The 25,739-nt window shown below is 72.2% G+C and carries 24 protein-coding genes; 12 read left to right on the forward strand and 12 right to left on the reverse strand.

The features are described from left to right. Window positions 1-5: 5 nt before the first annotated feature. Together AW273_RS31145 and AW273_RS31150 are read left to right on the forward strand one after the other, a co-directional pair. Complete coding sequence (locus AW273_RS31145) at window positions 6-3,170, forward strand: ATP-dependent helicase (protein ID WP_062356083.1); 3,165 nt, start codon at window positions 6-8, stop codon at window positions 3,168-3,170. Next, complete coding sequence (locus AW273_RS31150; RefSeq protein WP_062356086.1) at window positions 3,164-6,400, forward strand: ATP-dependent helicase; 3,237 nt, start codon at window positions 3,164-3,166, stop codon at window positions 6,398-6,400. Before AW273_RS31145 ends, AW273_RS31150 begins: the two co-directional genes overlap by 7 nt. Here AW273_RS31150 and AW273_RS31155 read toward each other — a convergent pair. The 4 genes from AW273_RS31155 to AW273_RS31170 are packed head-to-tail and all read right to left on the reverse strand — an operon-like array spanning window position 6,379 to window position 11,631. Further along, window positions 6,379-7,443 carry a type III PLP-dependent enzyme domain-containing protein gene (locus tag AW273_RS31155; protein WP_062356089.1) on the reverse strand — a complete coding sequence of 355 codons (1,065 nt, stop codon included), beginning with the start codon at window positions 7,441-7,443 and terminating at the stop codon, window positions 6,379-6,381. The two genes, AW273_RS31150 and AW273_RS31155, sit on opposite strands and share 22 nt — an antisense overlap. Beyond that, on the reverse strand, window positions 7,440-8,945 hold the full coding sequence (locus AW273_RS31160; protein WP_062356092.1) for an IucA/IucC family protein: 1,506 nt from the start codon (window positions 8,943-8,945) through the stop codon (window positions 7,440-7,442). The genes AW273_RS31155 and AW273_RS31160 overlap by 4 nt, the downstream gene beginning before the upstream one ends. After that, complete coding sequence (locus AW273_RS31165; RefSeq protein ID WP_063910168.1) at window positions 8,936-10,501, reverse strand: IucA/IucC family protein; 1,566 nt, start codon at window positions 10,499-10,501, stop codon at window positions 8,936-8,938. The genes AW273_RS31160 and AW273_RS31165 overlap by 10 nt, the downstream gene beginning before the upstream one ends. Continuing rightward, a complete protein-coding gene (locus AW273_RS31170; RefSeq protein ID WP_198168452.1) occupies window positions 10,498-11,631 on the reverse strand; it encodes an ATP-grasp domain-containing protein in 1,134 nt (377 codons plus the stop codon). Before AW273_RS31170 ends, AW273_RS31165 begins: the two co-directional genes overlap by 4 nt. 80 nt (window positions 11,632-11,711) lie before the next feature. Here AW273_RS31170 and nudC point away from each other — a divergent pair, with 80 nt between their 5' ends. Continuing rightward, window positions 11,712-12,626 (forward strand): NAD(+) diphosphatase, encoded by a 915-nt coding sequence (gene nudC / locus AW273_RS31175; RefSeq protein WP_062356095.1) that lies wholly within the window; start codon window positions 11,712-11,714, stop codon window positions 12,624-12,626. 204 nt (window positions 12,627-12,830) lie between these two features. On the opposite strand, the gene crcB is transcribed toward nudC, so the two are convergent. From crcB to AW273_RS31200, 5 genes are read right to left on the reverse strand one after another with little or no spacing between them, the layout of a single operon-like run. Further along, window positions 12,831-13,193, reverse strand: a complete 363-nt coding sequence (gene crcB / locus AW273_RS31180; RefSeq protein WP_062356181.1) for a fluoride efflux transporter CrcB — start codon at window positions 13,191-13,193, stop codon at window positions 12,831-12,833. Window positions 13,194-13,201: 8 nt separating this feature from the next. Further along, complete coding sequence (locus AW273_RS31185; protein WP_062356098.1) at window positions 13,202-13,531, reverse strand: DUF190 domain-containing protein; 330 nt, start codon at window positions 13,529-13,531, stop codon at window positions 13,202-13,204. Then, a complete protein-coding gene (locus tag AW273_RS31190) occupies window positions 13,528-13,923 on the reverse strand; it encodes a fluoride efflux transporter FluC (protein ID WP_062356100.1) in 396 nt (131 codons plus the stop codon). The genes AW273_RS31185 and AW273_RS31190 overlap by 4 nt, the downstream gene beginning before the upstream one ends. A 17-nt stretch (window positions 13,924-13,940) precedes the next feature. Then, entirely contained in the window at window positions 13,941-14,192 is a 252-nt protein-coding gene (locus AW273_RS31195; RefSeq protein WP_062356103.1) for a mycoredoxin, read from the reverse strand. 60 nt (window positions 14,193-14,252) lie between these two features. Next, on the reverse strand, window positions 14,253-15,188 hold the full coding sequence (locus AW273_RS31200) for an alpha/beta hydrolase (protein WP_232327688.1): 936 nt from the start codon (window positions 15,186-15,188) through the stop codon (window positions 14,253-14,255). Between the two features lie 149 nt (window positions 15,189-15,337). Here AW273_RS31200 and AW273_RS31205 point away from each other — a divergent pair, with 149 nt between their 5' ends. The 5 genes from AW273_RS31205 to AW273_RS31225 all read left to right on the forward strand — a co-directional run bounded on the left by AW273_RS31205 (window position 15,338) and on the right by AW273_RS31225 (window position 19,608). Then, window positions 15,338-17,380: an ATP-dependent DNA helicase UvrD2 gene (locus tag AW273_RS31205; protein ID WP_062356106.1), complete on the forward strand. Its 2,043-nt coding sequence runs from the start codon at window positions 15,338-15,340 to the stop codon at window positions 17,378-17,380. Beyond that, window positions 17,377-18,243, forward strand: coding sequence for an acyl-CoA thioesterase (locus AW273_RS31210; RefSeq protein ID WP_083950184.1), 867 nt, complete (start codon window positions 17,377-17,379; stop codon window positions 18,241-18,243). The genes AW273_RS31205 and AW273_RS31210 overlap by 4 nt, the downstream gene beginning before the upstream one ends. 479 nt (window positions 18,244-18,722) lie before the next feature. Further along, complete coding sequence (locus AW273_RS31215) at window positions 18,723-18,986, forward strand: WhiB family transcriptional regulator (RefSeq protein ID WP_030451771.1); 264 nt, start codon at window positions 18,723-18,725, stop codon at window positions 18,984-18,986. A gap of 51 nt (window positions 18,987-19,037) precedes the next feature. Continuing rightward, a complete protein-coding gene (locus AW273_RS31220) occupies window positions 19,038-19,220 on the forward strand; it encodes a hypothetical protein (protein WP_062356109.1) in 183 nt (60 codons plus the stop codon). 67 nt (window positions 19,221-19,287) lie between these two features. Continuing rightward, a complete protein-coding gene (locus tag AW273_RS31225) occupies window positions 19,288-19,608 on the forward strand; it encodes a class I SAM-dependent methyltransferase (protein ID WP_157556362.1) in 321 nt (106 codons plus the stop codon). A gap of 211 nt (window positions 19,609-19,819) precedes the next feature. On the opposite strand, the gene AW273_RS31230 is transcribed toward AW273_RS31225, so the two are convergent. After that, window positions 19,820-21,154 (reverse strand): ABC1 kinase family protein, encoded by a 1,335-nt coding sequence (locus AW273_RS31230; protein WP_062356114.1) that lies wholly within the window; start codon window positions 21,152-21,154, stop codon window positions 19,820-19,822. Beyond that, the gene (locus tag AW273_RS31235) at window positions 21,151-22,263 is read right to left on the reverse strand and encodes a ThiF family adenylyltransferase (protein ID WP_062356116.1); all 1,113 of its coding nucleotides are present in this window, start codon (window positions 22,261-22,263) and stop codon (window positions 21,151-21,153) included. Before AW273_RS31235 ends, AW273_RS31230 begins: the two co-directional genes overlap by 4 nt. Window positions 22,264-22,797: 534 nt before the next feature. On the opposite strand from AW273_RS31235, the gene AW273_RS31240 reads away from it, so the two are divergent. Genes AW273_RS31240 through AW273_RS31255 form a run of 4 tightly spaced genes read left to right on the forward strand, consistent with a single transcriptional unit; the run spans window position 22,798 to window position 24,741 of the window. After that, entirely contained in the window at window positions 22,798-23,313 is a 516-nt protein-coding gene (locus AW273_RS31240; RefSeq protein ID WP_062339090.1) for a M48 metallopeptidase family protein, read from the forward strand. Next, on the forward strand, window positions 23,307-23,891 hold the full coding sequence (locus AW273_RS31245; RefSeq protein WP_062356119.1) for a hypothetical protein: 585 nt from the start codon (window positions 23,307-23,309) through the stop codon (window positions 23,889-23,891). The genes AW273_RS31240 and AW273_RS31245 overlap by 7 nt, the downstream gene beginning before the upstream one ends. Before the next feature lie 41 nt (window positions 23,892-23,932). Further along, window positions 23,933-24,313, forward strand: coding sequence for a helix-turn-helix transcriptional regulator (locus AW273_RS31250; protein ID WP_198168455.1), 381 nt, complete (start codon window positions 23,933-23,935; stop codon window positions 24,311-24,313). Window positions 24,314-24,318: 5 nt separating this feature from the next. Beyond that, a complete protein-coding gene (locus AW273_RS31255) occupies window positions 24,319-24,741 on the forward strand; it encodes a VOC family protein (protein WP_062356125.1) in 423 nt (140 codons plus the stop codon). Here AW273_RS31255 and AW273_RS31260 read toward each other — a convergent pair. Continuing rightward, on the reverse strand, window positions 24,713-25,723 hold the full coding sequence (locus tag AW273_RS31260; protein ID WP_062356192.1) for an endonuclease/exonuclease/phosphatase family protein: 1,011 nt from the start codon (window positions 25,721-25,723) through the stop codon (window positions 24,713-24,715). The genes AW273_RS31255 and AW273_RS31260 overlap by 29 nt on opposite strands. Window positions 25,724-25,739 lie beyond the last annotated feature (16 nt).

A 25,739-nucleotide genomic window follows, 5' to 3' on the forward strand; every position in this document is an offset into this window, starting at 1 on the left:
GCGTTATGAGCTATCGGCTGGTGCGGCGTGGGGGCGTGGGACGGGGTCCCGGTCCTGTGCTCGACGAGCATCAGCGGGCTGTGGTGGCCCATGAGAGCGGGCCGCTGCTGGTTCTGGCGGGCCCCGGGGCCGGGAAGACGACCACCATAGTCGAGAGCGTCGTCGACCGGGTCGAATCGCGCGGCGTCGACCCCGAGCGCATCCTGGTCCTCACCTTCAGCCGCCGGGCCGCCGGGGACCTGCGCGACCGCGTCACCGCCCGGCTGCGCCGCACCACCCGCACCCCCCTCGCGCTGACCTTCCACAGCTACGCCTACGCGCTGCTGCGCCGCGAGGCCCTCGAAGCGGGCCAGCCGCCGCCCCGGCTGCTGACCGGGCCCGAGCAGCTCCTCGAAGTGCGGCGGCTGCTGCACGGCGAGCTCGAAGACGGGGCCGGGCAGTGGCCCGAGGCGATGCGCGAGTGGCTCAAGACGCGGGGGTTCGCCGAGGAGGTCCGCGACTTCCTGGCCCGCGCGCGGGAGCGGGGGCTCGACGGGCCGGCGCTGGTCGAGCTCGGGCACACCCACGGGCGGTCCGACTGGGTGGCGGTCGGCCGGTTCGCGGCCCGCTACCAGGAGCGGTTCGACCTCGACCCGGTCTGGACGCTCGACTACGCCGAGCTGATCCGGGAGGCGGCCGCGCTGCTGGCCGACGGGCCGGTCAGGGATCGCGAGCGGGCCGCCTACGACGTGGTGTTCGTCGACGAATACCAGGACACCGACCCGGCGCAGGAGAGCCTGCTGCGCGGGCTGGCCGGAGACGGGCGCGACCTGATCGTGGTCGGCGATCCCGACCAGGCCATCTACGGGTTCCGCGGCGCCGAGGTGCGCAACATCCTCGACTTCCCCGAACGTTTCCGGACCGCCGGCGACGAGCCCGCGCCGATCGTGGCGCTGCGCACCTGCCGCCGCAGCGGTGCAGACCTGCTGGCCGCCTCGCGCCGGATCGCGAACCGGCTGCCGGTGCCGCCGGGGTGGCGCGACACCTCCCACCGCGACCTGCACCCCGTCGACGGGCTGGAGTCCGGCGAGGTCCGGGTGGTGATCGCCGACAGCGTGTCGCAGGAGGCCGCCGTGGTCGCCGACACGCTGCGGCGGGCGCACCTGCTCGACGGCGTGCCGTGGCAGCGGATGGCGGTGCTGGTGCGCAGCGCGACCCGGCAGGTGCCGATGTTGCGGCGGGCGCTGCACACGGCCGGGGTGCCGGTCGTGGTGACCGGCGACGAGGGGCCGCTGGTCACCGAGCCCGGGGTCCGGCCGCTCGTCCTGCTGCTCAAGGCGGCGGCCCGGCCCGAGTCGCTCGACGTGGCCACCGCCGAGGAGCTGCTGACCGGCCCGCTGGGGGGCACCGACATGATCGGTGTACGCCGCCTGCGGCGCGGGCTGCGCATCGCCGAGCACGAGGCGGGGGTCATGCCGCCCCGGTCGAGCGACGAGCTGATCGTGGCCGCGGTGCAGACCCCCAACGAGCTGACCCTGCTCGAACCCCACGTCGCCGCGCCCGCCCAGCGGCTGGCCACCCTGCTGGCCACGGCGCGGCAGACCGTGGCCAAGGAGCTGACCGCCGAAGACGCCCTGTGGGAGGTGTGGAAGGCCAGCGGCCTGTCGGAGCGCTGGACCCATTCGAGTCTCGGCGGCGGGGCGCGCGGCGGCCAGGCCGACCGCGACCTCGACGCGGTGGTGAACCTGTTCGACTACGCCGCCAAGTTCGTCGACCGGCTGCCGCAGGCCGGGGTCGAGGTGTTCGTCGACGACCTGATGGCCCAGGAGATCCCGGCCGACTCGCTGGCCGCCCAGGCGCCCGACGGCGAGGCGGTGCGGATCCTGACCGCCCACCGCGCCAAGGGCCTCGAATGGGACGTCGTCGTGGCGGCCGGAGTGCAGGAGGGCGTCTGGCCCGACCTGCGGGTGCGGGGGTCGCTGCTCGGCGTCGAGTCGCTGGTCGAGGTCGCGGGCGGGATCGCGCTCGACGGCACCGACGCGGAGAGGTACGCGCTCGGCTCGAAGATGCTGGCCGAGGAGCGGCGGCTCTTCTACGTCGCCGCCACCCGCTCCCGTAGCCGGTTGGTGGTGACGGCGGTCGGCGGCGAGGACGCCGACGAGCGCCCCTCGCGGTTCCTCAACGAGCTGGTGCCGGGCGGCCTGGAGAACGCGACCGTCGACGACCGGGCCCGCTGGCTGAGCATGCCCGCCCTGGTCGCCGACCTGCGCGCCGCCGTCTGCGATCCGACCCGCCCCGAGCCGATGCGCCGCGCCGCCGCCCGCCATCTGGCCCGGCTCGCCGACGAGGGCGTGCCGGGGGCCGACCCGTCGTCGTGGTACGCCCTCACCGAGATCTCCGACGACCGCCCGCTCGGCTGGCCCGACGGGGTGGTGCAGATCTCGCCGTCGGCGGTGGAGAAGTTCACCAAGTGCGGCCTGCGGTGGGTTCTGGAGACCGCGGTCGGCACGGGCGGCGAGAGCGTGCCCCAGGTCTTCGGCAACGTCATCCACGCCATCGCCGTGCTCGCGGCCGAGGAGCACACCACCGACGAACTGGCCAAACGGCTCGACGACGTGTGGGACGACCTCGACTTCGGCGGCATCTGGTTCAACCGCAAGCAGCGCCACGTGGCCGAGAAGATGGTCGACCGCTTCCTCACCTGGCACCGGGAGAACCCGCGTGAGCTGGTCGGGTTCGAGGAGTCGTTCACCCAGGTCGTCTCCGACGGGATCGTCATCAAGGGCCGGGTCGACCGGGTGGAGCGCGACGGCGACAACCGGGCCGTGATCATCGACATCAAGACCGGCACCGCCAAACCGCGCGACGACGAGCTCGATCGCCATCCGCAGCTCGGCGTCTACCAGCTCGCGACGGTTCTGGGCGCGTTCGAGCGCCACGGCATGACCGAGCCCGGGGGAGCCGCGCTGCTCCAGGTCGGCAAGGCCGCCGGGACCGGCCCGCTGGCCAGGGAGCAGTCGCAGATCCCGCTCGCCGACGACGTAGACCCCGGGTGGGCGCAGGACCTGGTCACCACGGTCGCCGCCGGCATGTCAGCCAACCTGTTCGTCGCCAAGGTCAACGACGGGTGCCGCACCTGCGCGGCCCGGTTCTCGTGCCCGGTGAACGACGGCGGGGGCCAGGTGTGCTGACCCCGTTCGACCTGGCGGCGACGCTGGGTGTGCCACCGCCCACGCACGAACAGTCCGGCGTGATCTCCGCCGACCTCGGGCCGATGGTCGTCATCGCCGGAGCCGGGTCGGGCAAGTCCGAGACCATGGCCGGGCGGGTCGTCTGGCTGGTCGCCAACGGGTTCGCCAAACCCGAGCAGATCCTCGGCCTCACCTTCACCCGCAAGGCGGCGGCGGAACTCGCCGAACGGGTGCACAAGCGGCTGACGACGCTCGCCGAGAAGACCGAGACCCCGATGGACCTGGAGGTGGAGCCGACGATCTCCACCTACCACGCCTACGCGGCCCGGCTGGTCACCGACCACGCCCTGCGGGAGGCCATGGAGCCCACGATGCGCCTGGTCACCCCGGCCGTGGCCTGGCAGATGGCGGCCCGCGTCGTCGGCCAGTACGACGGCCCGATGGACCAGATCGACCTCGGCCCCCCGAGCGTCACCGCCGCCGTGCTCGACCTGGCCGGGGAGATGGCCGAACACCTGGCCACCGCCGACGAGGTGCGCGACTACGGCCGGCGCTGGTCCGAACGGCTGGCGATGTTGCCGGGGCGGGTCACCCAGGCCCAGCGCAGGCCGGTGCAGATCCACGCCGTGCGGGAGCAGTTGCTGCCGCTCGTGGAGGCGTACCAGAAGCTCAAGCGGGCCCGTGAGGTGATCGACTACGGCGACCAGATGGCGCTGGCCGCCCGCATCGCCTCCCGGCACGAGGAGGTCGGGGAGATCGAGCGTGCCCGCTTCACCGTGGTGCTGCTCGACGAATACCAGGACACCAGCCACGCCCAGCTCGTGCTGCTGCGGTCGTTGTTCGGGGGCGGCCATCCGGTCACGGCGGTCGGCGACCCGTGCCAGTCGATCTACGGCTGGCGGGGCGCCTCGGCGGGCAACCTGTCGCGGTTCCCGCACGACTTCCCGACCGCGCAGGGCGAGCCGGCGCCGGTCCGGCAGTTGTCGATCAGCTTCCGCAACGGCGAGCGGGTGCTCGACGTCGCCGCCCGCATCCAGACCGACCTGCGCCGCGAGAGCACCGAGGTGCCGGTCCTGACGCCGGGGGAGAACCGGGCCGACCGGGGCCGGGTGGTGTGCGCCTATCACGCGACCGCGCACGACGAGGCCGAGTGGATCGCCGAGGGCGTACAGAGGCAACTGGGCCTGGAACTCGCGCCCGACGGGCTTCCGTGGGGGGAGGGCGAGCGGAGCAAGCCCCGGCAGGGTCCCGCCCTGCAACCGGGAGACGTGGCGATCCTGGCCCGCAAACGCTCGCAGTTCCCGACGCTCCGCAAGGCGCTGGAGGCACGCGGCATCCCGGTCGAGGTGGTCGGGCTCGGCGGGCTCCTCACCGTGCCCGAGGTGGCCGACATCGTCTGCACGCTCCGGGTCATGTACGACCCCACCGCCGGCGACGCCCTGATCAGGCTGCTGGCCGGGCCCCGCTGGCGCATCGGGCCCGCCGACCTGAAGCAACTCGGCGACCAGGCCAGGGAGCTCAACCGCGAGCGCGACGAACGCGGCGGACGGCCCAGCGACCCCCTCGACCAGGTGGTCGCCGACCTGGAGGCCGAACGCGGCAGCATCATCGACGCCCTCGACGAACTGCCCGACCGGCCCGAGTGGCTCGACCCCTACTCCCCGCTGGCCCGGGAGCGGCTGCCGAAGCTCGCCGAGGAGCTGCGGCTGCTGCGCTCCCACGCCGGGTTGCCGCTGCCCGACCTGATCTCCGAGGTGGAGCGCCGGACCGGCCTCGACGTCGAGGTGGCCGCGCGGGGCGGCAGCCCGCTGGCCGCCCGCGCCGACCTCGACGCCTTCCTCGACGCGGCGGCCCGGTTCGCCGGTGACGCCGAAGACCCGACGCTGGGGGCGTTCCTCGCCTATCTCAAGGCGGCCGAGACCGAGGAGTTCGGCCTCGAAGGCGGCCGGGTCGGCGAGACCAACAGCGTCAAGCTGATGACCGTGCACGCGTCCAAGGGCCTCGAATGGCCCGTCGTGATCGTGCCCGGCCTGTCCGAGGTCACCACGGCCGCCGGTGGGCTGGCCCGGGGGAGCATCTTCCCGGCCACGCCGGTGACCAACTCCCGCTGGACCGACAATCCGCGCAAACTGCCCTACGCCCTGCGGGGCGACGCCCGCGACCTGCCCGCCCTCGAAGGGCTGACCAAGGAGGAGCTGGCCGACTTCGACGCCGCCTGCCGGGAGCGCGACCTGCGCGAGGAACGGCGCCTGGCCTACGTGGCGGTGACCAGGGCCCACTACCTGCTGATCGCGTCGGGCTACCGGTGGGGGACCGCGTCGCGTCCGCTGGAGCCGTCGCGGTTCCTGCTGGAGGTCCGCGACCAGGCCTCGTCGGTCGCCGTCTGGACCGAGGACGACGCCGTGGAGAACCCGCTGCTGGCCGAGCCCGCCGAGGCGGCGTGGCCGGCCGTGGTGGTGCGCGACGGGATCGCCGAAGGGGCCAGGTTCGTGCGGGAGGCCCTCGACGGGCTCGACGAGGAGGGCGTCGGCGACCTGCGCCAGTGGGAGCAGGAGCGTATGCAGTCGTGGGCGCGCGACACCACGCTGCTGCTGCGCGAGCGCGACCGGCGGCGCGAGGGCAACCTCGTCGAACTGCCGCTGCGCCTGTCGGTCTCCTCGCTGGTCTCCCTGGCCAAGGACCCGTCGGCCTACGCCCGCGAGGTACGCCGCCCGCTGCCCCACAGGCCCGCCCCCCTGGCCCGGCGGGGCACCTCGTTCCACCGCTGGCTGGAGACCCGGTGGGGCCAGCAGCGCCTCATCGACGAACTCGACCTGCCCGGCGCGGCCGACGACCTCAACGAGGCCGACCAGCAGCTCCGCGTGCTCCAGGCGCGCTTCGAGGAGAGCGAGTGGGCCGAGCGCACCCCGATCGACCTGGAGGTCCCGTTCGAGACCGTCATCGCCGACCGGCTGGTGCGCGGCCGGATGGACGCCGTGTTCCCCTGGCGCGACGGCTACGTCGTGGTCGACTGGAAGACCGGCAACCGGCCGCGCGGGTCTGCCGCCGCCCGCGTCCAGGCCATCCAGCTCGCGGCCTACCGGCTGGCCTGGGCGAAACTGGCCGAGGTGCCGCTGACCCGGGTGAGCGCGGCCTTCCACTACGTGCTGGAGAACCGCACCGTCCGGCCGGTCGACCTCATGGGCCTCGACGACCTGACGGCGCTGATCTACGGCATCCCCGAGACGTAGTGGAACTCCGGCTTCGGATGCATCAGGAAGTCGTGGTGGGAGATGTTGTACGCGTAGGCCCCGGCCATCGCGAAGGCGACGACGTCTCCCGGGGCGAGGGCGGCTCCGACCCGGCGGGCGAAGACGTCCTTGGGGGTGCAGAGCTGGCCGACGAGGGTGACCTCCTCCTCGTGCCCGCCTGACCCGAAGACCGTGAAGGGCTGGTCGTGGCCCTTCGTGACGGGCGTGCGGAGGTGGTGGGTGCCGCCGGTGAGCACGGCGAACAACTCGCCGTGCACCCGCTTCACGTCGAGGACCTTCGTCAGATACCAGCCGCAGTAGGCGGTCATCGCCCGGCCGGGCTCGATCCTGACGATTTCCCTGCCCAGTCCGCGAAGACCCGCCCCGTAGGCCTCCCAGTCGAAGAGGTTCGCGGGATCGGTGTAGTCGACGGCCATCCCGCCGCCGACGCAGACCTCCTCGCCCGGCCGGGCGTGCCCGACGATCATCTCGGCCAGCGTCGTGAGGGCGGGCGCGTCGAGGCCGCTGGCGAGGTGGGCGTGGACGCCCCTGATCCGCGCCTTCCCCGGCCTGGCGCGGCACTGCGCCACCATCGCCGGATCCATCCCGAACGGCCCGCTCATCGCCAGCGCCGCGCCCTCGGTCTCGGTCTCGGTCCGGAGATTCACCCGCAGCAGCACGTCGCCCGACTCCAGCAGATCGAGCTCCCGGGGGCTCTCGACGTGGAAGCGGTAGGGCGTGCGCGCCAGGTCGGACGCGGTCTTCCCCGGCCCGCCGAACGCCAGCCGCTTACCCGGGAACAGCGCCGAGACGTGGTCGAACTCGCCGCCCGACGACACCTCGAACCCGTCGACGTAGGGCTCCAGCGTCCGCAGGATCGCCGGATCGGGGTTGGCCTTCACCGCGTAGTAGAGCTCGATCCCGGACGTCGCCGCGCGGATCCGGGCGGCGTGCGCGTCGAGCGCAGCCAGGTCGTAGACGTAGGCCGGCACGTCTCCCAGCCGCGCGGCGATCTCGCGGAGCTCGCGGAGCCCGGCGGTCATGGGGCCACCAGCGGGTTCGCCACCGGCACGTAGGTCGCGGCCCGGTCGGCCCGCCGCTCCCACCGCACGGTCAGGTTGGCCTTGGCGGGCAGCGGCACCCCCGACATCAGCCGGGCCAGCGGCTCGGGCCACCCGATCGAGTCGCCGTAGGCGCTGATCTCCTCCGCAGCCACGCCCCACAGCGTCTCCAGGGGCGCGTCCACGGACGCCGCGATCTCGGCCAGATGGTTCACGACCAGGCAGTAGACCACCCGGTCCCACCCTTTCTCCGGCGTGTACGTCATCGCCCGCGCCACCTCCTCCCGCAGCCCGGCCAGGTCGTGCCCGACCAGCTTGGCGCCTTCGAGATCGCGGAACACCGCCTGCGCGGGCCGCCCACCGGCGTCCAGCCCGACCAGCACGTTCTGCAGGTGCGCTTCGAGCACCACACCGTGCCGCAGGAATGCCTCCAGCACGGGCAGCGCGACCACCTCGACGTACGAACGCCACCACCCGACGGGGTCGTCGCCCCCGAGGTTCCGCAGCGCCAGCGCCCCCGCCAGCACCGGCGTGACGTCGGGCCCGCACCGGCCGCGCGGACTGCACCGCACCAGCACCCCGAGCCCTTCGAACAACTCCCGGCCCAGGTCGACGGTCCGGTAGCCGGGCTCGGGCAACCACCGGGTGCCCGGGAACCGCTCGGTCAGGGCCGCGAAGACCGGCGCCAGCCGCCGCGACAACTCGACCCCGCCCGACAGCTCGTACCAGGCGTTCTTCCGAACGCAGTTGGTGATCCGCACGTCGAGGGAGAACTTCAGGCACTTGTCGAGCAGTGGGTCGTAGACGGTCCGCACCGACGACGTCGGCAGCACGTCGTGCTGGGCCGGGCCGAGGTCGATCAGCCGGTCGCCGTCGACCGGGGGCCCGATCAGCTCGTACTGCCACGGGTGGACCGGCAGCAGCCGGTATCCCGGCGGCACGTCCGCCGGGATACCGTCGAGGGCGCTCACGTCGCCCTCCTCGACGACCACGTCCTCGCGCACCGCCAGCAGCCGTAACGGGAACCGGGCGTGGGCCTCGGGCGCGTAGGCGAGCCAGTCGCCCCTGGCCGCCTCCCGGGCCTTGGGGGCCGGATGGAACGGATGCCCGAACACGAGGTCCTGCTCCGAGGCCATCCAGTCGTCGGCGGGCGGCTTGCCCTGGGCGCGGGCCGCCAGCAGCCGCTCGACGACCTCCCGGCTCCCGGCCACCTGCGCGGCGAACTCGCCGTTCACCCCGGGCAGCTCCCGCGCGACGAGGCCGACCAGGTCGGCCGAGCTCAGCGGCTCCCAGGCCGGACCGGTCAGCCGTTCCGGCTCGGTGAGGCGCAGGGCCGTCCCCCCGGCCGTCTTCGCCCGCAGCCACACCCCGCCGACCCGCACCATCGTGTACGGCCCGGCCGGGAACGCCTGGCCGGGCAGTTCGCGGATGCAGCACCGGAGAAGGGCCGCGACCGTGGCATGCTCCGCGACGTTCATGTACATGGGCCAGAGGACCCCTTTCGCAGATAGTTCGGGCCGCTGGTCCCGTAGAACTTGTTGATGTCCTTCGCGCCGCTTCTGGCCTTGGAGACGAGGCTGCCGGCGGTGACCATGCTCTTGCCGACCAGCCGGGCGGCCTCCAGCGTGCGGTTGCGCAGCAGCCGGGCCATCGGATGGTCGCCGTGCTCGTCGAGGGCCTCGGCCAGCGCGGCGCGCACCAGGTCGGGCCGCAGCGTCACCGCGGCGGCGGCCAGGTGAAGGGTGATCGTCACGAACACGTCGGCCAGCGCGTGGGGGTCGCCGGTCAGCATGCGCTCGTCGGCGAAGCCGGGCGTCTCGATCCCGGCCGCGGCCAGGTGGTCGGGGGAGGCCAGCAGCCCGTCGTTGTCCTTGACCAGCAGCCGCATCGGCCCGTCGCCGAAGACGAGCGCGAGGTTCTGCTGGTGCGCCTCCAGGGCGAGGCCGTACCGCACGAACAGGGTGACGTTCCAGGTCAGCAGCGCCCGCAGGTAGTCGGTGAGCAGCGCCTCGACGTCGCCGCGGCAGTGCCGGTCGGCGAGCGCCTCCAGCACGCCGGGCGCGTTGAGCGCGGCCACCGAGACGATCTCGCCCTCGGGCAGCCGCCGGACCATCCAGGCCAGGAACTCGTTGCCCGAGTGGGCGAACTCCTGCTCCCCGGCCAGCCGGACGGGCAGGCCCGGATGCCGGTCGAGCACCTCGGCGAGCAGCCGTTCGGCCCGCGCGCCGTCGTCGAGCACGCCCGGCTTGATCGACCGCCGGTTGCGCACCCCGAGCGTCGCCGTGGCGAGCGGCATCTTCAGGTGGGTGCGGGGTGTCACCTCGACCGTGCGCATCGACAACGTGGGGCGTACCGGAAGGAAGTCGAGCGGCGCGACCACGGCGTTCACCTGCGGCAACGACAGCGGATGCACCGGGAACAGCCGGTGGGTCGCGGCCAGGCCGGGCGGCAGGCCGACGGCGGCGAACGACGGGAAGAACTCCGGCGCCGGTCCGGCCCCCGGCACGGCCGCCCAGCGCAGCGTGAACCGCGGCGCGAACTCGGGCGCGTAGGCGAGCAACTGCTCCTCGGTCAGCCCGTGGCGGCAGCGGGCGGTCGGATAGACCGGATGGTCGCTGAACGCGGCCAGCACCTCATAACCGATCGGTCCGAGCTCGGGCAGCCGGTCTTCGACCGAGGCGCGGTGACGGTCGAGCAGCTCCAGGCCGGTCAGCGTCTGGCGGCACTCCTCCTTGAAGGCGGCCACCCCTTCGGCGTCGGCCGGGTCGGCGATTTTGGCCAGCGTCGCCAGCACCTCGCGCAGCCGCACGGTCTCGCCGGGGGCCACCGTGAAGTCCTGGAAGAGCCCTTCGAGGCCGCCCGAGGGGAACCCCGGCGCCAGCCGCACCCGCCGCGAGGCCGACAGCGGCACGTAGGCGCCCGCCTTGTCCCAGCTCAGCCGGCCGGCGAGACCACCGACGTCCTCTCTGATCAGGGCGTTGAGCACCCGCGCCGCCAGGTAGCCGTCGCGGCCGACCCGCACCGCCGTGGCGTTGGTCACGCGACCACCCAGGGGTGGGCGTCGAGGAAGGCCTTCGCGGCCGTGTCGACGGCGTCGCGGGTTGGGCCGATCGCCCGCAGCAGGGCCAGGTAGTCGCGGTTGGTGTGGGTCACCGAGACCGGCTGCCCGGCCTCCTTGAGCGGCAGGTGCCAGAGCCGCACGTCCTCGTGGGCGCCGGTGAGCTCCTTCGGGGCCTTCATGATCGTGCCGGGCCGGGTGGCCAGCACGCTGATCGCCGCGGCGTGCCCGCCGGGCCGGGGCGCCTCGGGGGCCGGTTCGCCCGCGTGCACCCGCAGGATCCACTCGAACAGCGGCACGTCGAGGTGGTCGGCCAGCAGCAGGTCGCAGTTGTCGCCGATGACCCGGTAGTTGACCTCGACGATGCGCGGGCCCTTCCCGGTCAGGACGTATTCGGTGTGACAGGCCCCGAACCCGACGCCCATTGCCTCCAGCCGGGCGAGCACCTCGTCGGCGCCCGCGAGCTCAGGCGACCAGTCGAGCCGTTCCTCCACGAAATGGGGCAGCGGGCCCAGCGTGGTGTGGAACCCGCCCAGCACCCGGGTCGTGACGCCGTCGCCGAGGGTTTCGAGGGTCATCAACGGCCCTTCGAGGTATTCCTCCGCGACCAGCACCGCCCCCGGGCGTCGGGTCCAGATGTCCCGCGCCGCCGCGCCGAGGTCGTCCCGGACCAGGACGACGTCCTCGCTGGCCACCCCCTCGCGCGGCTTCACCACGACGGGATAGCCGACCTCGGGCGGCGGTTCGCCCGGCACCACCCGGGCCGCGCGCACGTCGCCGAGCGCACGCCGGGTGAGCGCCTTGTTCTTGGTGGTCAGGCAGGCCCGCCAGTCTTTGCCCGGCAGGCCGAAGTAGTCGGCGGCCAAGGCGGTCTCCACCTGGAGGTGGTCGGAGTTGGAGAAGATCACATCGGGCCGGTGGTGCCGGGCGATCACGTCGATGACGGTTCTCGGGTCGTGTACGTCGGCCGGGATCGTCTCGTGCCCCGGATAGCTCTCCGGTCGATCGGTCAGGATGGTGACCTCCCACCCGAGGGCCTTCGCGGCGGGCAGGAAACCCCGCGTGACCGAGTCGGTGGGGTTGAGCGTGGTGAGGTACAGCCGCAAGTGCATCCCCTGAGGTAAGGCTTACCTAACCACTAGAACCTTAGTGGGGAACGGGCGTCTGCGTGCGCCGATGAAAGAATAACCCCGTGGACATCACCGAGGGACTCCTGGGGCCCCTGCTACTCAGCCGCAGCACCATCGACCGCTCCGCCCAGCTCCGCCACGACCCCGACTGGCTGGAGCGGGTGTGGCACGACCCGTCCACACGCGTCCTCGTCATCAGCGACGGCCAGACCCTGATCAAACGGTCGGGCGACGACGCCGAACTCGTCCTCCTGGCCCCCGAAGAGGCCCCCGAGGGCCCGCGCCACCTGCTCGGCGTCGCCGACGGCGTGGCCTACTTCTCCGTCTTGGCCAAACTCCCCGACGACGCCGACTCCGCCGGCCTGCGCGAGGCGGGTTCGATACTCGGCGACCGCGACGCCGGCCTGTTCGTCTACGCCGTGGCCCTGGAGTCGTGGCACGCCACCCACCGCTTCTGCCCCCAGTGCGGCGCCGAGACCACCGTCACCCAGGGCGGCCACGTGCGCGTCTGCCCCGACGACGGCTCCCAGCACTTCCCCCGCGTCGACCCCGCCGTCATCATGCTGATCCGCGACCCCGACGACCGCGTCCTGCTGGCCCGCGGCCCCCAGTGGCCCGAGGGCCGCATGTCCGTCCTGGCGGGCTTCGTCGAGCCGGGCGAGTCCCTGGAGGCGGCGTTGGCCAGGGAGGTCTTCGAAGAGGTCGGCGTACGCGTCGCCGACCCCCGCTATCTCGGCAGCCAGCCCTGGCCGTTCCCCCGCAGCCTGATGCTGGGCTTCTTCGCCCGCGCCCTCACCAGCGACCTGAACCTCGACCCGAAGGAGATCGCCGAGGCCCGCTGGTTCACCCGCGACGAACTCCGTGTGGCCGTCGCGACCGGCGAACTGCGGGTCCCGCCGCCCGTCTCGATCGCCCGCCGGCTCATCGAGACCTGGTACGGATCGGGCATCGACGACGAGGGCAACTGGGGCCGCTGACGCCGTGATGCCGACGAGCGCGGAAAACGGATTCAGGCAGCAGGCGGGAGACGGCGCCCCGGGTGCTCGCCATAACGATCCGGAGACGATGCTCCAGCGGCGCCGGGCGGCGCGATGGGCGCCAGAGCTGATGACATGCTGCTCGTGCCCGTGGGCGGGCAAGGTGATGCGCTCGCCCCGCTGATGCGCGGGCACGTCGTGTGATCATCCTCCGACGGCGCGGGCGAGGAGCATGCCGCAGGCCCCTGCCCCCAGCCCGCCCGCGACGCTCGCCACCACGTTGGCCGCCGCCGCCAGCCGGGCGCCGTCCTCGGCCAAGCGCAGGGTCTCGTAGCTGAAGGTCGAATAGGTCGTCAGCGCGCCGCAGAAGCCCGTCCCGGCCAGGGCCCGCACCGCGTCGTCGGCGGGCAGGGCGACCAGGAAGCCCAGCAGGGCCGAGCCGGCCAGGTTCACCCCGAACGTCCCCCACGGGAACACGTTGTCGTGCCGCGACTGGATCAGCCGGTCGGTCAGGTAGCGCAGGGGAGCCCCGACCGCCGCGCCCGCCGCCACGAGCAGGGCGGTCAGCAGTCCGGTCACCGGGACCGCCCGCCGTAGTGGCGGACCTCGACCTCGTCGACCATGACCAGGCCCTCGCCGATCAGCCCGTCGAGCTCCGGCAGGAACGCCCGCACCCGGTCGGGCTCGTCGACGATGACGATCGCCACCGGCAGGTCCTCCGACAACGACAGGATGCGGGTGGTGTGGATGTGGTTGGAGGCGCCGTAGCCCTCGATGCCGCGGAAGACGCTGGCCCCGGCCAGCCCCGCGGCATGGGCGCGGTGCACGATCTCGTGGTAGAGCGGCTTGTGGTGGCTGGTGTCGGTCTCGCCGACGAAGATGGTCAGCCGCAGCGCCGGTGTCATGCTCGCCTCCCCAGTCGCCGGGCCGCCGCCCGGGTGGCGGTCGTGCCCGCCCACACGGCGGCCAGCGCCAGCAGCGGCGTCACCACCAAGTAGACCAGCGCCGACAGGGGCGCGCCGCCCGCGAACAGCAGGCCGACGTCGGCGATGTAGGTGGAGAAGGTGGTGTAGCCGCCCAGCACCCCGACCCCCAGAAGGGGGCGTACCCACGAGGGGGCGGCCCAGATCTCGGTGACGGCCACCATCAGGACGCCGATCAGCAGGCACCCGGTGACGTTGATGAACAGGGTCGTCCACGGGAACCCGGGGGCGCTCGGGAAGAGCACCCCCAGCCCGTAGCGGACCAACGACCCGGCGACCCCGCCGGCCGCGATCACACCGAGTGTTCCGGTCAAGGCAGGCCCGCGGTTGCTTATATCGCCTGGCCCATCGTCGCCAGGCGACGCTTGACCTCGATCACCGAAGGGTTGGTGGCCGCGCTGCCGTCGGGGAACACGACCGTCGGCACCACGCGGTTGCCCTGGTTGACACTCTCGACGAACGACGCCGCCTGGGGGTCGGCCTCGACGTCGACCTCCTCGTAGGCGATGCCTTCGCGGTTGAGCTGGCTCTTGAGCCGCTTGCAGGGGCCACACCACGACGTGGTGTATACCGTGAGCGCCATTGTCGTCCCTTTCTGTCGGCAGCCATTGCCAACACAACAGATGGTGCTCATCTTCCCGGTCTAGTAGGCCAGATGTCCGATGACCCACGACTGGATCGTCTCGGCCACGCCGGGCTCCCGGAACAGGGGCGAGCTGTGGTTGCGTCCAGGGTAGGCCCGGACCGACATGTCGATCCCGTAGACCGCCAGCGACTCGCGGAGCAGTTCGCTCTGGTAGGGCGGCACGAACTCGCGGGCCGAGTGGACGCTGAGCATCGGCGCGTCGCCGTAGGAGGCGTGGAACGGCACCTCCATGCTCGACCAGATCCGGGGGCACTTGTTGGGGCCGCAGCCCCCGGCCAGGGCCACCGCGGCCTGGCGCAGCTTGCGCTGCTCGTGGGTGGCGCCGGGGCCGCCGTCGGAGTAGGCGGTCAGCGGGGAGATCACCGGCGAGACGCCGACGACGGCCCGTAACCCGGGCAGCCCGTCGCCGTAGGTGCCCACGGAGGCGGCGATGTGGCCGCCGGCCGAGAACCCGATGACGGCGTAGCGGTTGGGGTCGAGACCGAACTCCGCGGCCATGCGGCGGGTGGTGGCGATCGCCTCAAGGGCGTCGTCGCGCTGCGCCGGCCACCGCGCGTCGCCGGACAGCCGGTAGTTGACGTTGACGACCACGTAGCCGAGGTCGAAGTAGCTGCGGGTGACGGCCTTCATGTAGGCCTTGTCGCCGCCCGACCACCAGCCGCCGTGGATCATGAACACGACCGGGCGGACGAGCTGGTCGTTGGCGCGCCAGTAGACGTCCATGCGCTGCTTCACGTGGCGGCCGTACTTCACGAGCGTCTTGCGCTCCTGGACCGGCGGCGGCGTGGACGACGTGGTCGGCGAAGGCGAGGAGACCGGCGTCGGAGAGGCCGTGGCGGCCGGCTGCGGGCTGACGGCGTGCGCGCCCGCGCTCATCGGAGCGCCGAGGACGGCGGCGAGTGCGAGCGCACCGGCGACGGCCGCTTTCTTCAACGGTCTGAAACCTCCCCGCGCGGCCCCCGTCGTGCCCTCCGGGGACGCTCCCTCTTTGCCTTCGGCGACCCGGCTCTTGAGACGCGCTTGGCCGGGTGCTGGAAGGATGATGCCAGCAGATCACCCGCCGCGCACGTTGGAGGCCGCATTTGGACGTCCTTTCGGGCCTCGATCCCGAGCAGCGGGAGGTGGCCGAAACGCTGCGGGGTCCGGTGTGCGTGCTGGCCGGCGCAGGTACCGGCAAGACTCGGGCGATCACCCACAGAATCGCCCATGCGGTACGAACCGGTATCGCCGACGCGCCGAGCGTGCTCGCTGTGACGTTCACCACCCGGGCCGCCGGAGAGCTCCGCCACCGGCTGCGCGAACTGGGCGCGCCGGGCGTCCAGGCGCGCACCTTCCACGCCGCCGCGCTGCGCCAGCTCACCTACTTCTGGCCGCGCGTCATCGGCGGCGACCCGCCCCAGGTGATCGAGTCGAAGCTGCCGCTGCTGATCGAGGCGGCCCGCATGCTGCGCCGCAACCCCGACCGCGCCGAGCTCCGCGACGTCGCCAGTGAGATCGAGTGGGCCAAGGTCACCCAGCACGGCCCCGACGACTACCCGGCCGCCGCGCTGAAGGCCCGCCGCAGCCCGCCGATCCCGGCCGAAGACGTCGCCCGCCTCTTCGACCAGTACGAGAAGCTCCGCCGCGCCCGCCACCTGGTCGACTTCGAGACCATCCTCGAACTCACGGCCGCCGTGATGACCGAGCACCGCGAGGTCGCCAACCAGATCAGATCGCAATACCGCTACTTCGTGGTCGACGAATACCAAGACGTCAACCCGCTCCAGAAGCTCCTGCTCGACACCTGGCTCGGCGGGCGCGACGACGTCTGCGTGGTCGGCGACCCCAACCAGACGATCTACAGCTTCACCGGCGCCAGCCCCCACTTCCTGACCGGCTTCGGCGTCGAACACCCCGGCGCGACGGTCGTGCGGCTGGTCCGCGACTACCGCTCGACCCCCGAGGTCGTCACCCTGGCCAACCGGGTGATGGCCCGCAGCCCCCACCGTCTCGAACTCGTCGCCCAGCGCGAGCCGGGCCCCGAACCGGTCTTCACCGAATACGACGACGAACCCGCCGAGGCCATGGGCGTGGCGCTCCGCGTCAAGAAGCTGATGGCCGACGGCGTCCCGACCAGGGAGATCGCGGTCCTCTTCCGGGTGAACGCCCAGTCGGAGGCCTACGAGCAGGCCTTCACCCAGGCCGGCGTGCCCTATCTGCTGCGCGGCGCGGAGCGTTTCTTCGAGCGCCCCGAGGTCCGTCAGGCCGTCGTCCTGCTGCGCGGCGCCGCCCGGTCGGCCAACGACGAGGAGCCGCTGGCCCCGGCCGTCCACGCGATCCTGGCCGGCATCGGCCTGACCCCCGAGCGGCCCGGCGGCGGCGCCGCCCGCGCCAAGTGGGAGTCGCTGAACGCCATCGCCGAACTCGCGGAGGACCTGGCCGCCAGGGGCGGCGACCTGCCCGCGTTCGTGGCCGACCTCGAACGCCGCGCCGCCGAACAACACGCCCCGCCGGTCGAGGGCGTCACCCTGGCCTCGCTCCACGCCGCCAAGGGCCTCGAATGGGACGCCGTCTTCCTGGTCGGCCTCACCGAGGGCATGCTCCCGATCGTGTACGCCGAGACCCCCGACCAGGTCGAGGAGGAACGCCGCCTTCTTTACGTGGGCATCACTCGCGCCCGCGTCCACCTCAACCTGTCGTGGGCGCTGGCCCGCTCGCCGGGGGGCCGCCGGTCCCGCCGCCCCTCGCGCTTCGTGGAGTCCCTGGCCGGCACACCGGCCAGCCAGCCCTCGTTCACGCCGCAGCCCGCCACCCGCAGGAGCGTCGCCGCCCCCGCCACCTGCCGGGTGTGCGCCCGCACGCTCGCCACCGGCCCGGAGCAGAAGCTCGGCCGCTGCGCGACCTGCCCCGCCGAATACGACGAGGCGCTGCTGGAGGAACTGAAGGCCTGGCGCGCCGAGGCGGCCAAAGAGGCCAAGGTGCCGAGCTACGTCGTGTTCACCGACGTCACCCTCCAGGCCATCGCCGAACGTGCCCCCGCGACCGAGGAGGCCCTCCTCGCGATAGCCGGGATCGGCCGCGTCAAACTGGAGCGATACGGTCAAGCCGTGCTCTCCCTCGTCCGACGCCGTCTGGAGGCCTCGTGAACTCCGCCCTCAAGGAGTTGCTCGACCTGCTCGACCTGGAGCAGATCGAGCTCGACATCTTCCGCGGCCGCAGTCCCGAGGAGCGCATCCAGCGGGTCTTCGGCGGCCAGGTCGCCGCCCAGGCCCTCATGGCGGCGGCCCGCACGGTCGGCCCGGAACGTCAGGTCCACTCGCTGCACGCCTACTTCATCCGTCCCGGCGACCCGGCCGTGCCGATCGTCTACACGGTCGACCGGGTCCGCGACGGCCGCTCGTTCAGCACCCGGCGGGTGGTCGCCGTCCAGCACGGCAAGGTCATCTTCACCATGTCGGCCTCCTTCCACATCGAGGAGGAGGGCGTCCACCACCAGGCGGTAGTGATGCCCGACGTACCGGGCCCCGAGAGCCTGGCCCCCTTCCAGGACAGGCTGCGCAAGCTCATCGGCGACGACCCCGAGTGGTCGGCCTGGTTGTCGCGCCCGCGCCCCCTCGACGCCCGCTACGTCACCCCGCTCACGTGGGAGGCCAACCGCGACCCGAGCCTGATCGGCCCGGAGAACCAGGTCTGGTTCCGCTACGACGCCGACCTCCCCGACGACCCCCTGCTCCACGTCGTCCTGGCCGCCTACGCCTCCGACTACACCCTCGTCGACACCGTGCTGCTCGCCCACGGCCTGGCCTGGGGCACGTCGAACATCTCCGGCGCCTCCCTCGACCACGCCATGTGGTTCCACCGCAGGTTCCGCGCCGACGACTGGATCCTGTACGCGCAGGAATCCCCCTGGTCCGGCGGCGCCCGCGGCCTCGCCCAGGGCCGGATGTTCACCGCCTCCGGCGAGCTCGCCGTGTCGGTCGTGCAGGAGTGCCTCATCCGGGTTGGCTGAACCCGGAAAACTTCTATGTAATCGCAGGTCGAAAATGTGTTGCCCACTCGGCAGGTTGCCGTTTAGGGTCATGCACATGCGAGTCGGACACTACTGTCCGGCCCCCCGAGAAAGTCACCAGGAGGTGAGCCCAGTGCTGAGCATCAGAATGACGAACGCCACGCCGTGGCTCGCCGCCGCATGCCCTGCCACCGATGCCGCCCGTTATGGCTCGCACGCCAAACTGCGCGTCGATGGCGCCTTCGCGCCGAACCCGCTAGTCCGGCGTACGCGTATCGAGCAGACCAGCCACACCACCAAGCGTGGAGTGGGGCGTCCGCGTCCTGCCTGGAGTCGACCAGTCACAACCTGACCGGTCAGTCAGCCTCCAGGCCGCGGATCCCCACATCGGATCCGCGGCCTTCTTGTTTTTTCTCCGGCCCGTATCCCCCCACTGCAGAGGACAGACGACCAACCCGATTCACAAAGAGGTGACGCAGATGGCGGCCCCGGTCATGGACCTGATCGAAGCCGAAATCCCCTGTCGTACCGACCCCGACCTCTGGTTCGCCGAGTCTCCCGAAGACGTCGAGTTCGCCAAGGCGCTCTGCGGCGGCTGCCCCATCAGGGAGACCTGCCTGGCCCGGGCCCTCGAGCGTGAGGAGCCCTGGGGCGTCTGGGGCGGCGAGCTGATCCTGCGAGGCACCGTGGTTCCGCGCAAGCGGCCCCGTGGTCGCCCCCGCAAGACCCCGCTCCCGCTCTGACGAAGACCGACAGACAACCCGACCCGAAGACCTGCAGAAAAGAGAAGTGCGATGACCTTCCACACCTCCACCGCCCCACATCTGTTCCAGGAACTGGTGGATGAGCGAATACGAGGGCTCCAGCGGGAAGCCGCGGAGCACCGCCTCGCCAGCCGTGTGGTCAACGCGAACAAGGCCCGGAAACGGGCCGCCCGCGCCACCGCCGCCCTCCAGGCGGCCCTGTCGAGGCTCTAACGGCCACTTGTAGAGAAAGGCCCGGGTGTACCACTACACACCCGGGCCTTTCCGCATGCTTGCGACCATGACGGAACCGGATTTCCCCGCCACCGCCCGCGCGGCCTACGACGCCGTCGCCGCCGACTACGCCCGGGACGTCCCCGAGCGTTACCACTCGCAGCCGCTGGCCCACGCGATGATCCCGGTCTTCGCCGAACTGGTCAGGGCCGGGGGCGGCGGCCTGGTGGCGGACGTGGGCTGCGGCCCCGGCCACGTGACCGCGCACCTCCGCACTCTCGGCGTGACCGCGTTCGGCCTCGACGTCTCCCCGGAGATGATCGCGTCCGCCCGGAGCGCCCATCAGGGCCAGCGCTTCGAGGTGGGCGTGATGAACACCCACGGGTGAGGACGCCAAGCGCGGCTTCCCCCAGGCGTACTTGCCGGCCCGCCGCCCGGTCGAAGAGCAGCCGCCCGAGTAGGCGACCGGCTCATGCCGGCCGCCCCAACTCCCCGACCGCGCCGGGCGCGCGGCCGTCGGCGGCGGTGAGCCTCACCGGTCGACGCGGTCGCCACTACGGCGCCTGGCCGAGCACCGCCGTCAGCCAGGCCGGGCCGGCTCAGGAGGCAGGGGCCGGTCTCTGGTTCTCCTCGTCGGCGAAGCCGGGCACCCACGTCAGGACCTCGTCGCGGAAGCGGGCCGTCGTGCCGAGCTGGCACAGGACGCCCACTCCCGCCGCGTGGACCCGGTGGATCAGCACATAGGTGGCGGGCAGGTTGAGGTGGCGGACCACGTTCGTCGGGCGGAGGTCGGTCGCGCTGGCCGCCTGGGCCTGGAGCCACTCTCTGCTGAAGCTGAACTCCTCGACCTGGGTCGGTTCGACGTAGGGCGCCAGGAACGCCCGCAACGCCTCGACGTCGATCTCGATGTGCGGGCGGATGAAGCCCTCGGCCCGCAGGCCCTCGACGACCGTGTCCATGTCTCCCTGGTTGAACAGGCGCACCAGCCGGCCGAACACCGGGGGGTAGCCGTCGGGCAGGCGGTTGACCGCGCCGAAGTCGAGCACGCCGAGCCGGCCGTCGGGCAGCATGCGGAAGTTGCCGGGGTGCGGGTCGGCGTGCAGCATGCCCACGCGGGCGGGGGAGCTGAACAGGAACCGGGTCAACAGCAGGCCGGCCCGGTCGCGTTCCTCCCGGCCCCCGTCGGTGATCACCTTCGACAGGGGGGTGCCGTCGATCCACTCGGTGACCAGGACGTGTTCGTTGGCCGCGATCACGTCGGGGACCCGGAAGTCGGGGTCGTCCTTGAAGGCGACCGCGAAGGCGTGTTGCGCCTCGGCCTCCAGGAAGTAGTCGAGCTCCTCGACCACCCGGTCTTTCAGCTCGGCCAGCACGGCCTTGACGTCGAGGCCCGGCAGCAGCGCCCCGAACAACTTGCCCAGCCTGGCGAGCTGGTTGAAGTCGGAGATCAGCGCCTTGCCCGCACCGGGATATTGGATCTTCACGGCGACCTCGCGGCCGTCGTGCCAGACCGCCCGGTGGACCTGCCCGATCGAGGCGGCCGCGGCCGGGCGGTCGTCGAAGGACAGGAAGTTCTCCTGCCAGTCGTCGCCCAGCTCTTCGGCGAGCACCCGGTGGACCGTCGCGGCGGGCAGCGGGGGCGCGGCGTCCTGAAGCCTGGTCAGGGTGGCCCGGTAGGGTCCGGCGATCTCGCTCGGCAGCGCCGCCTCGAAGATCGACAACGCCTGGCCGAGCTTCATCGCCCCGCCCTTGAGCTCACCGAGGATCTTGAAAATCTGCGCCGCAGTACGCTCCTGGATCTCCTGGGCGACGATTTCCGCGGACTTCCCGCCGATCCGTTTCCCCAGGCCGAGAGCAGTGCGCCCGGCGAACCCCAGGGGCAGGGCCGCCAGCTTCGCCGAGCGCGTCACGGCGTTGCGCGGAAGGTCACTCACGCGACCATTGTTAGCCCAGCCTGGTCGTTTCGACTACAACGGCATCGGGGATGACGCGGCCAGACCCGGCGCCGCCACTGTAAATCGGGCAGGATTTCGGCCGTTCCGACGGCGTCGACCCCACGTCTGTCGAGGAATGCGAGCACCTGCCCGGCCGCCTGGCCCGCGACCAGACCCGAGGTGATGGTGTCGCATCCCGACTGTCCCCTGATGGCGGCCCGGACGGCGGGCCAGCCCGGATCACGATCCCGCCGGGTCAGTTCGATGCAGGCCAGGCACGGCGACTGCCCGGGAACGACCAGCGGCCCGACGGCCCCGCACCCCTCGGCGCACGTGGCCAGCAGATGGGGGATGCCGAGCGTGGTGAGGTCGTGGGCCAGCAGCGGATCGGGCGCTCCGACAGGGGCCAGCACGACCAGGTCGGGCGTGGCGGAGCCGTCCATGAGCCCGGCGGCGGATCGCCCCGCCCAGGCCGTGACACTCGGCGCGACCGCGGCGGCCACCGCCACCGCGCCCTCCTCGCGGGGCCTGCCGACGTGGTCCCAGCCGAGCCCGCCGGGCACTACGTCTTCGGCCCGCGCGCACTCGGGGTCGAGCACGCAGATCCGCCCGACTCCGGCCGCCGCCAGCAGCGCGGCCACACGGGCCCCTATGCGCCCGGCGCCGTAAATCCGGACATAAGACCTTTGTCTGCCCGTAAAGGCCGTCAGGCCCCCATCCAGGGCCGGGGGAGGGGGCTTCTGCCCGGAGGTGGTCTCCGGGAGCTCGTACACCGTCGGGGGAAGCGACAATGCCTCCAGGTCGGGCCTGAACCGGTCGCGCTCCTCGCGGCTGAGCGTGGACAGCGGGGCCGGCCCCGAGACGTCGTCGAGCAGGCCGCGCCCGGCGAGCAGGTCGATGATCCGCGTCGCGATCGTCTCGTCGACCTGGGATTCGGCGATGGCCTGCGCCAGCGTCCTGGTTCCGTCGAGACCGCCCACGAATCGCCGCCCCCGCTCGTCGAGCCCGGTCAGCAGCACGGCCCGTGCGGGGTGCAGCCCGAACTGGAGGGTCTCCTCGTCACGCGTCGCGACTCCGACGGCGGGCTTGACCCGCGGCCGGCTCGCCATACCCAAGGGTTGTGTCATGGGCGGGAAACTGTCACATCCCGCGGGTCACCCGAGCCGCTTTCCCGCCGCCTGTGGATAACCGTCCATCGCGACCACCCGTCGAGCGCCAGGCCCCGATTTCTCCAAGTGGGAATTCCGGCCTCGAATCGGTCCGGCGACCGACGTATACGGGAAAGATCGATAAGAGGTGCGGCCGCATTCACGTCCGCCGGGACCACTATTGATCATTCCTCGGCGCGCGGCGCCACCGGCCCTCGAGCGAACCGTGATCACCGACGCCGGGTGCGCGTTGCCGCCGAGGGGATGCCCGGTGCGCGTCCGCGCAGGTCAGGCCCGCACCGCAGGTTTTACTTCTGCGCCGCCCCCCATATCCATTCGTTGCCCCGCAAACCCGGAAACAGGCCGCGCACCGGCCTTCCCGGGCCTCACAGATGGGGCCGGTGTGCCGGTTTAACGTGTGGGAAACGTTGATTGACCAGCGGGAACGTCCGTGACCCCCTGTGGAATTCCGCGCGTGTCGAGTACCGTGCATATGTGCCCCCCGAGACAGTCGAGGTTCGTCGGAGCGCACGACGGCGGCGAACCGTTTCCGCGTACCGCGATGGAGACAAGACCATCGTGCTGCTGCCTGCCGGTCTGAGCACGACCGACGAGGAGCAGTGGGTACGCCGCATGCTCGAACGCCTGGCGGCGAAGGAGCAGCGCAAAAGACCCAGCGACGACGACCTGCTCGATCGCGCGCGGGAACTGTCGGCCCGCTACCTCGACGGACGGGCCGCGCCCTCGAGTGTGCGCTGGGTCGAGAACCAGCTCCACCGATGGGGGTCGTGCACACCAGATCATGGCACGATCCGATTGTCGGCGAGACTCCGGGGCATGCCCGCGTGGGTCGTAGACTACGTGATCATGCATGAGCTGGTGCACCTGCTGGTGCCGAGCCACGGCCCCCGGTTCTGGGCGCTGGTCGAACGTTACCCCAAGGCCGAACGCGCGCGCGGTTTCCTGGAGGGATTCTCCATGGCCGCGAGCGGCACCCCGGAGGAATGTTGACCGAACGGCTGGTGGCCGTCCTGGTGACCCCGTCGTGCGGTGACGCCGCGCCACCGGGGGTCGGCCGTGACGAGTTCCTTCGCGCCGTGGCCGAGGACACGTACGAGATGGTCGCCGGGCTCGACCTGGTGACCCCAGTGATCATATCGGTTGGAGTCACAGGCTTGGAGGAGATCGCCTGGCCGGGCACGCCGGTGATCTCCGTCGAGTCCGCCGGCCAGGCCTTCGCCGCGCTGCCCCCGGCCGACCAGGCCGTCGTGGTCTGCGGCGACGCGCCCGACCTGCCGCCGCTGCTGATCGGGAAGCTCTTCCGCGAGCTCGGCCGCGCCGAGATCGCCGTCTGCCCGTCCGACACCGGGGGAGCGGTCGCGGTGGCCGCCCACCTGCCGTTCCCCGAATGGGCGACCCTCGACGTCGACCACCCCGAGGTCGTCAAGGCGCTGCGCGCCCAGGCCCCCGGCCCCCGCAAGGTCGCCACCGGGCCGGGCTGGCACCGCCTGCGCGGGCCCGGCGACCTCGCCCGCCTCGACCCGGGCCTGGAAGGATGGGACGCCACCAGGGCGTTGGTACTGGCGTGAACCGCGACGACCTCGTCCGGCTGCGCAGGGTCCGCGACATGATGGACCGCGACTACGCCAGCCCCCTCGACGTGCCCGCCCTGGCCCAAGCCGCCCTCATGTCCCCCGGCCACTTCTCCCGCAGCTTCCGGGCGGCCTACGGCGAGACGCCCTACAGCTACCTCATGACCCGCCGGATCGAACGCGCCAAGGCGCTGCTCCGCAACGGCGACCTGTCGGTCACCGACGTCTGCTTCGCCGTCGGCTGTACGTCGCTCGGCTCCTTCAGCTCCCGCTTCACCGAGCTGGTCGGGGAGAGCCCCAGCGCCTACCGCGCCCGCTCCCACGACGACGCCGCCGCCATCCCCGCCTGCATGGCGAAGATCCACACCAGGCCGGTCAGGAACGGAGAAGCCAACGCCACCGATCGCCCTCTAGCGTGAGGTGCATGGACATCAAACTGCACACCTGCTTCATCGCCGTCGACGACCACGACACCGCGCTCGCCTTCTACCGCGACGTGCTCGGCATGGAGGTCCGCAACGACGTCTCCTACGAGGGCATGCGCTGGGTGACCGTCGGCTCGCCGGCGCAGCCCGACGTGGAGATCGTGCTCGAACCGCCGCTGGCCGACCCCAACGCCTCGGCCGAGGACAAGGAGACCATGTCCGAGCTGCTGGCCAAGGGCCTGCTGCGCGGTCTGATCTTCACCACCGACGACTGCGACGCCACCTTCGAGAAGATCGCCGAAGCGGGCGCAGAAGTCCTCCAGGAGCCGATCGACCAGTTCTACGGCGTCCGCGACTGCGCCTTCCGCGACCCGTCGGGCAACCTGCTGCGGTTCAACCAGCCGCTGAAGAAGGAAGCCTGAGCACGGTGAAGAGCGCCCGGTGGTCGGTGCCGGCCACGTCGTGCACGCTGGCGTGGCCGACCGCCACCCGGGGGTCGACCAGCACGTGGTCGATGGTGATGAAGGGCGGCAGCCGCCGCCCGGCCGGCCAGGTCGCGATCAGGCCCTTGCCCGTGGCGTCGGCGGCGTCGACCCACCCGTGGCCCAGCACCGCGCGGAACTCCGCGTGGTCGAAGGTGGCGTTGTAGTCGCCCGCCAGGATGCGGATCGTGCCGGCCTCGGGCCGGGGCAGCGATCGCAGCCCGTCGCGCCACAGGCCGATGTCGCGCCCCAGCGGCGCCACCGTGTGCACGTCGACCAGCTCGACGGGCGGGCCGCCGGGAATCTCGATCTTCGCGTACGGCATCCGGTGCCCGTCCCCGGGCGCGAAGGGCACCAGCGGGGTCACCGGGAACCGCGAGTAGACGCCCGACCCCGCGGCGCTCCAGTGGGGCTCCAGATGCGTGTACGGCATCAGGGCCCCCAGCCCCGCCGCGGCCAGCCCTTCGACGGCCCGGGGGCTCAGCTCCTGCACCGAGATCACATCGGGGCGCGAAGAACGTACGAGGGCCATCAGAGAACCGACGTCGGCGCGCCCGAAGCGCATGTTGACCGACAGCACCCGCAACGACGGCCCGTCGGCCGAGGGTTGCGCCGAGGGCAGCGCCCGAGGCAGCACCACGAACGACAACCCGACGACCGGCACCAGCGCGACGACGGCGGCCCGCCGGGCCCGGCACAACACCGCGACCAGGACCGCCACGACCGCCCCGAGCACCGCGTAGGGCGTGCCGGTGGACAGGAGCGTGCCGAACCCGGTGAGCTCGATCCCGGTCAGCCGGAAGACCGCCCAGACCACGCCGATCCCGGCAAGCAGCCAGGCGAACGCCCGCCGCTTGCGCCCCGGCGAGGGGGCGGGCGAGCGGATCTCCCCGCCGACGTCGACGCCTACCTGTGTGTCCACCCCGGCCACACTAACC

The organism is Herbidospora yilanensis (genome assembly GCF_001570565.1).
In the GTDB taxonomy this organism is placed as follows: Bacteria; Actinomycetota; Actinomycetes; order Streptosporangiales; family Streptosporangiaceae; genus Herbidospora; species Herbidospora yilanensis.

What these genes read in the sequence shown, in the direction of transcription:
- AW273_RS31145 (WP_062356083.1), top strand. Translation starts at nt 6, where the DNA reads ATGAGCTATCGGCTGGTGCGGCGTGGGGGCGTGGGACGGGGTCCCGGT.
- AW273_RS31155 (WP_062356089.1), bottom strand. Translation starts at nt 7,443, where the DNA reads ATGACCGCCGGGCTCCGCGAGCTCCGCGAGATCGCCGCGCGGCTGGGA.
- AW273_RS31160 (WP_062356092.1), bottom strand. Translation starts at nt 8,945, where the DNA reads ATGTACATGAACGTCGCGGAGCATGCCACGGTCGCGGCCCTTCTCCGG.
- AW273_RS31170 (WP_198168452.1), bottom strand. Translation starts at nt 11,631, where the DNA reads ATGCACTTGCGGCTGTACCTCACCACGCTCAACCCCACCGACTCGGTC.
- AW273_RS31185 (WP_062356098.1), bottom strand. Translation starts at nt 13,531, where the DNA reads ATGACACCGGCGCTGCGGCTGACCATCTTCGTCGGCGAGACCGACACC.
- AW273_RS31195 (WP_062356103.1), bottom strand. Translation starts at nt 14,192, where the DNA reads ATGGCGCTCACGGTATACACCACGTCGTGGTGTGGCCCCTGCAAGCGG.
- AW273_RS31215 (WP_030451771.1), top strand. Translation starts at nt 18,723, where the DNA reads ATGGCGGCCCCGGTCATGGACCTGATCGAAGCCGAAATCCCCTGTCGT.
- AW273_RS31220 (WP_062356109.1), top strand. Translation starts at nt 19,038, where the DNA reads ATGACCTTCCACACCTCCACCGCCCCACATCTGTTCCAGGAACTGGTG.
- AW273_RS31225 (WP_157556362.1), top strand. Translation starts at nt 19,288, where the DNA reads ATGACGGAACCGGATTTCCCCGCCACCGCCCGCGCGGCCTACGACGCC.
- AW273_RS31235 (WP_062356116.1), bottom strand. Translation starts at nt 22,263, where the DNA reads ATGGCGAGCCGGCCGCGGGTCAAGCCCGCCGTCGGAGTCGCGACGCGT.
- AW273_RS31245 (WP_062356119.1), top strand. Translation starts at nt 23,307, where the DNA reads ATGTTGACCGAACGGCTGGTGGCCGTCCTGGTGACCCCGTCGTGCGGT.
- AW273_RS31250 (WP_198168455.1), top strand. Translation starts at nt 23,933, where the DNA reads ATGGACCGCGACTACGCCAGCCCCCTCGACGTGCCCGCCCTGGCCCAA.
- AW273_RS31255 (WP_062356125.1), top strand. Translation starts at nt 24,319, where the DNA reads ATGGACATCAAACTGCACACCTGCTTCATCGCCGTCGACGACCACGAC.